The 6,634-nt window shown below is 36.5% G+C and carries 5 protein-coding genes; all 5 read right to left on the bottom strand.

The genetic code is table 11. The features are described from left to right. Positions 1-634 (bottom strand): substrate-binding domain-containing protein (locus tag J7E77_RS24470; protein WP_214717453.1); only part of this gene is annotated, 634 nt, incomplete at its 3' end. Between the two features lie 757 nt (positions 635-1,391). Then, positions 1,392-2,021, bottom strand: coding sequence for an AmiS/UreI family transporter (locus J7E77_RS24465; protein WP_214717452.1), 630 nt, complete (start codon positions 2,019-2,021; stop codon positions 1,392-1,394). Between the two features lie 197 nt (positions 2,022-2,218). Continuing rightward, positions 2,219-3,400, bottom strand: coding sequence for a NupC/NupG family nucleoside CNT transporter (locus J7E77_RS24460; RefSeq protein WP_214717451.1), 1,182 nt, complete (start codon positions 3,398-3,400; stop codon positions 2,219-2,221). 95 nt (positions 3,401-3,495) lie between these two features. Further along, positions 3,496-3,618: a cytidine/deoxycytidylate deaminase family protein gene (locus J7E77_RS31285; protein ID WP_285290733.1), complete on the bottom strand. Its 123-nt coding sequence runs from the start codon at positions 3,616-3,618 to the stop codon at positions 3,496-3,498. A 64-nt stretch (positions 3,619-3,682) separates the two neighbouring features. Further along, positions 3,683-4,984 (bottom strand): pyrimidine-nucleoside phosphorylase, encoded by a 1,302-nt coding sequence (locus J7E77_RS24455; protein ID WP_214717449.1) that lies wholly within the window; start codon positions 4,982-4,984, stop codon positions 3,683-3,685. Between the last annotated feature and the right edge of the window lie 1,650 nt (positions 4,985-6,634).

The raw sequence follows: 6,634 nt of genomic DNA, 5'->3' as shown, positions 1-6,634 counted from the left end.
ATGCCTTTTCACGATTTCCTTCGCCGTTTTGCTTCGCTACTATTTTAATTTTAGAATCTTTAATAGCTTCCTCAAACCCTTTAATACGGTCTGTTACGGCTGAAACAGGAGGTCCATCAATGATAGCAATGTTTCCTTTTCCACCTAATTGTTCAATGACATATTCTCCAGCTAGTTTACCAGCTTGATAGTTATCCGATGTAACAGTAGCATCAACACCACCTTCAGCATTCGTATCTACAGCGATTACAGGAATACCAGCGTCTTTTGCCTGTTGAACAGCTGCTGCAATTCCTTTTGTATCAACAGCATTTAATAAAATAACATCTACTTTTTTTGTAATGAAGTTTTCAATTTGAGAAGTTTGCTTTGCGAGATCATATTCTGCACTTTCAACAAAAACCTCTGCACTTAATTCTTTCCCTGCTTCTTCAACCCCTTTTGACATGGCAACAAAGAAAGGATTGGCCAAAGTACCCACAGTTAGTCCTATTGTTAACTTTTTGTCACCTTTTTGCTCTTTGTTATCTTTCGGAGATTCACTTGATGATTCACTAGCACTAGTACACGCAGTCATCACAACCATTACAAACATTAAAACTAGTATTAATAGCATTTTTACATTTTTTCTCATTATGATCCCCCTAGTTTTTATAAACTTAAAGATTACTTAAAGAAGTTAAATTTGTTATCGCTTTCAGTTTTAATTGCATCACCTCCTTAAAAATAGTTTTTAGGTTGTACAAATAGATCTATAAATCCTTTCTGCTAGATTATTAGGTATAAACCCCTCTGTTAGCGTTTTCATATCTTTGAAAATAAAACCATTTCAATGATTATTTTTGGAGTTTTATTTGAACGTTATTGCTCATTTATGATTGTTTTTGAATGTTTTAAGTTAATTCAGATTATATTATGACTGTTTTTAATTGTCAACAATTCCAGATTTATACAAAAATATATTAATATAGCTAAATATGAACTATTCAAATAGAAGTTCTCACACATCGTGGCATATATTTCAATGATGTTTGACAATCTTTTCTATAAAGAAAGGAATCTACTTTTTATGCTTATTTATTATATTGGTAAAATGCAACAAAAATAAAAAATGGATGCCCGCAAGGATTCGAAAATGTCTCACTAGGTTTCCATAAGAAATTAATTTTGTTTATATCACTTGAATTTCTGGACCACTATTCTCTTTTTTAAATGATAGTTTTATCGTTTTTGTAGAAGGCTATGACAGACAACGATAAATCAAAAACACCCTCTCCTACCAGAAAGGGTGTTTGGTTTATTTCTTTTGGGTTTGCAACGCACAGGCACCGTTCTCATAAAAAAACCTGTTTAGATTAAATCTACACAGGTTTTTGAAGCATATCTTTTGATTATATCACTTGAACTTCTTGTCCACTTTTCTCTTTTTTAAATGAAAATTTCATTTTGAAAAGACTTACAACAAAATAGACAATCGCTAGAATTAAAACGAGGGTCCAGATTTGAGAGACAAATCGTGTATCCCAGACACCTAAGAAATACAGCAAAGCTGGAATGGTCAGCGTTACCCATGACTGGACGAAAGCAACAATCCCAATGTACGTATCTATTTTCTTTTTAAGCGCATTTGATAAAAAGAACAGAAACCATAATAGTGCCCACATACCCCATGTTAATGCATTGACAACATCGTGAAAGTGAATAATCGATGTTAACGTATAGACGACTGCAATAATAGCGACCCATAAACTAAACCAGCCGAGACCGCTGCCATCAAGCCCTTTCAATACGGTTACCCCAACATATAAATAGGTTAAGCCAAATAGGAAAATAGATGCAACATTATAAAGTTCCCAATTATTTTGACCCGATACAAACATTAAGTAAGATGGGATTATAATTTGAATAATTCCAATGAATATATTAAAAACACCTACACTTTTTGCTTCTGCCTTCCCTAATAGCATAAGACTGTTTAAAAATAATACTGCACCTGAGAGAAATAAACCAACAAAACTCATATTAATAGTTGTGAAAAACTATTTTCACAACCTTCCCCTCCTTTTAGAAAGCAATACCCTCTCAACTAAGAAAAGAAATTGCTTTTTCAACATCATTTATTGCTCTTTCGTAAACTTTGTTTATGCCACGATACCTTTATTAATACGGGTTTAGACATTGATTCGAAAAACCACGATCATTACGAAAACAACCTTATTTATAAAACGATACTTACGATCACAGATGATAAAACACTAACTAATGTTGCTCCAAATAAAAGTTTTAGACCAAATCGTGCGACAGTGTTTCCCTTTTTTTCATTTAAGCTTTTTACGGCTCCTGCAACAATTCCTATCGAGGAGAAGTTTGCAAAGGAGACAAGGAAGACAGAAATAATTCCTAATGTACGCGGGCTAAAGCTCTCCTGTATTTTTGCTAAATCCATCATCGCTACAAACTCATTTGTGACAAGCTTCGTTGCCATAATTCCCCCAGCTTGGACAGCTTCTGAAAATGGAACTCCCATGATAAAGGCAAATGGTGAAAAAATATATCCTAAAATTTCCTGGAATGAAATTCCGAAAACCATATCAAAAACATTATTGATACCAGCCATTAAAGCAACAAATCCAATCAACATAGCACCGACAATGACGGCTACTTTAAATCCATCCATAATATATTCGCCTAACATTTCAAAGAAGCTTTGCTTTTCCTCTTCTTGAATGATGAGGATATCTTCGTCTTCTGGCACAGTATATGGATTAATAATCGATGAAATAATAAATCCGCCAAATAGGTTTATCACAAGTGCTGTCACAACATATCTTGGTTCAATCATTGTCATATACGCACCGACAATGGACATCGAAACGGTTGACATTGCGGAAGCACATAATGTATATAGGCGATGGGCAGGCAGCAGGCCGAGCTGCTTTTTAACCGTAATAAATACCTCTGATTGACCAACGATCGCGGAAGCTACGGCATTGTATGACTCTAATTTACCCATACCATTTACTTTACTTAACAATAAGCCTATTGCTTTCATAATGATAGGGAGTATTTTAAAATGCTGGAATATCCCAATTAATACTGAAATGAACACGATTGGAAGTAATACATTAAGGAAGAACGACATTTCACCTTTATTCGCAAGCCCGCCAAACACAAAGGAAATACCGCTGGCTGCGTATTCTAATAATTTACTAAAAACGTCAGCAAATCCTTTAACTAAAACTAAACCAAATTTTGTATTTAATAACAATGCTGCTAAAATTACTTGAATGATGACCATTAGGATAATCGGTTTGATTTTAATATTTTTCTTATTATTACTCGCAACAAAAGCAAGTCCAAAAACAACAAGTAATCCAATGATGGCTATGATGTATTTCATGATTTCCTCCACAATGATGTATTTTATTCTAAGATGTAAATGATTCCGAACCTGACTACAGGGCTATCCCAAACAGATTACTTTCTTTAAATCCTTTAAGAAAAAGATACCTGGTTATTCTTTGTTAATATAGCTGCAATGACTTGAAAGTTTGAATATGGCGAATAGGCTTGTTTCCGAGCCTCGACCGCTTGATCAATTAATTTATTATTCTCCATTCATGATTTTTCTATAAGAAAGCAAATAGCCTGAGACTGACCAACAAGCCAACCTCGTCAGGGATTAATGGATTTCTGTATAAATAAGTGTTGGTTGAGCTACTTTTTCTTCAACTAGTTTGTAGGCTGCGTAAATTTTCTCGATGACTTCTTGAACATTCTCACGATTACTGTGGATCGTCACAAGTGCGTCACCCTGTTGGACAAAATCGCCTACTTTTTTGTGGAGAACAACGCCTACTGCCAAATCAATGACTGATTCTTTAGTGATGCGTCCAGCTCCTAACATCATTGCGGCAATCCCAATCATCTCGGCAGTGATTTCAGCAACACATCCTGTTTTTAGGGCTGGTACTTCGATCGTATATTTAGCTGTAGGAAGTTTTGTAGGATCATCAACAACAGAAGCGTCTCCACCTTGGGCAGCAAGGAATATTTTAAAGGATTGTAATGCTTTTCCGTTTCGGATCGACTCTTCCAACATTTCACGCGCTTGTTGCAAATCGGCTGCTTTTTCTGCTAGGACGACCATATGGCTGCCAAGTGTTAAACATAATTCATGTAAATCCTCTGGACCTTGTCCACGAAGGGTATCAATTGCTTCTTTCACTTCTAAAGCATTTCCTACGGCAAACCCGAGCGGTTGGCTCATATCAGAAATGATCGCTTTTGTCTTCCGTCCCACACCATTTCCAATGTCCACCATTGTCTGTGCCAATTCTTTCGCATCGTCGAGATTCTTCATGAAAGCCCCACTGCCTGTTTTCACATCAAGAACAATCGCATCTGCTCCTGCGGCAATTTTTTTACTCATAATTGAGCTTGCAATAAGCGGAATCGAATCGACTGTAGCGGTTACATCCCTTAAGGCATAAAGCTTTTTATCTGCAGGTGTTAAATTGGCACTTTGGCCGATTACAGCAATTTTATTTTTGTTCACTAAACGAATAAACTCGTCATTTGTAATTTCAACATGAAAACCTTTAACTGATTCTAACTTATCAATCGTGCCGCCGGTGTGCCCAAGACCTCTGCCAGACATTTTGGCAATAGGTACCCCAACAGAGGCGACTAATGGTGCTAACACAAGTGTGGTTGTATCACCAACACCGCCAGTACTATGCTTATCTACTTTAATTCCTTCAATTCCGGATAAATCGATTTGGTCCCCAGAGTTAACCATCGCTTCCGTCAAATAGACGCGTTCTTCTTTGGACATTCCTTGGAAAAATACCGCCATTGAAAATGCAGACATTTGATAGTCAGGAATACTTTCGTTGGTAAATCCATTTATTAAAAACTGAATTTCTCCGTTTGTTAATTCAATACCATTACGTTTTTTCTCAATAATATCAACCATTCTCATATGGTTTTCCCCCTAAATTTAGGTTAAAGTCTTTTTTTAATATTTTAAAGAAATTTAAGATCATTAAAGTTACAAACAGTTCAGCTGCTAAATACTAGTAGAAATCTGACTAATAACTTCTTGAAAGCTTGGTTTGTGTTTTCCCAAAGCGAACGCTTTCATCTATCCTTTTATTATTTTAAAATAACTATAGCATAAATGGTGAACAAATGTTAATTGATATTTGAACAAAATTTAAATTTATTTTTTACCATATTCGCCATCTTCGTCCTAAATAACATTCATATCAGCAAATATGCACTATATTTAAGAATTTACTGAACTTTTGTAAAAGTACACTAGAAAAATTGTAAAGTTCAGCAATTTAAAATGACCCTTGCCATTTCATCAAATAATTCAACTGGGTTTGCAAAACGATTGGAGTTAAAAGCGGGAAATGGATGATCTACCGATATATCCGATCGCGGAAAGATGGAGATAGATAAGAAATGAGGTGAAATGGGTGTTTTAGCTGTAGATAGGAACCACTTCTCTTTTTTTAAAAAGCTTTGTTAATTAACCTTGTTGCTATTTTTACATTTACGAAAAAGGGAGCTTTCGCGGTGCATAAAAGAACGTTCCATTGACCGTTTGAGGAAAACAGAGTAGTCCCTCGGGCATTGAAACATCGTTAGAGTGACCGTTCGATTAAAAAAAGCATTCACCTGGGCACTGTAACACCGTTAGAGTGACCGTTCGATTAAAAAAGCCCTCACTCGGGCACTGTAACACCGTTAGAGTGACCGTTCGATCAAAAAAAGCCCTCACTCGGGCACTGTATCACCGTTAGAGTGACCGTTCGATGGAAAAAAGGCCCTCACTCGGGCACTGTAACACCGTTAGAGTGACCGTTCGATCAAAAAAAGCCCTCACTCGGGCACTGTATCACCGTTAGAGTGACCGTTCGATCAAAAAAAGCTCTCACTCGGGCACTGTAACACCGGAGGCTGAATCAGTGGTGTGCCTATATGGGGCATAACTCTTTTTTGGCAGGTTTCTCATTCTGATAATCGATTGCTACCTCATTCCAAACGGCAAATTTAAAACTAGTCGGGCTGCTATCCCTTTCGGAAAAGATCGTATATTAGGGGAAGAACATTTGGCTGTCAATTTTGTCAATAGCCCTTAAAATTGAAAACGTTTTAATTAGTTGGGGGAAATTCTAGTTATGGAAAGGTTGATAATAATATCTTGATTTTTCATAAAATTAAAAATAGTAGATGACCATGGGGACGGTTCTTGCGGTCGGCACTAACCTAATTAAAAACCATGAGAACCGTCACCATGGAGTCTGATCAGACCCATTTATGGACATTTCCACTTAGCGCACTCATCATTATTTCTGTAGTCGTTATGGTATTTGGTATGATATCGGGCCGCAATCGGTATGTATAAATGGCGAACAGTGATTGTCACTGTTCGCCATGTAACTCGATGTCTTTGGAGATGGTGTTCGGTTGAAGATCCCCCTTTATACTTTTAATAACCTTCAGCTGTAAAATCTAAGAGAGACGAGCTTTATGAACCTCTCTTTATGACCCGTGACCCTCTTTTTTCATGTGGACGAGCTTTATGAACCTCTCTTTATGATGATGTGACCCCCAAAAGTTA

This window comes from Bacillus sp. ISL-77, assembly GCF_018613105.1.
This window is presented reverse-complemented; position numbering and strand designations above follow the sequence as displayed.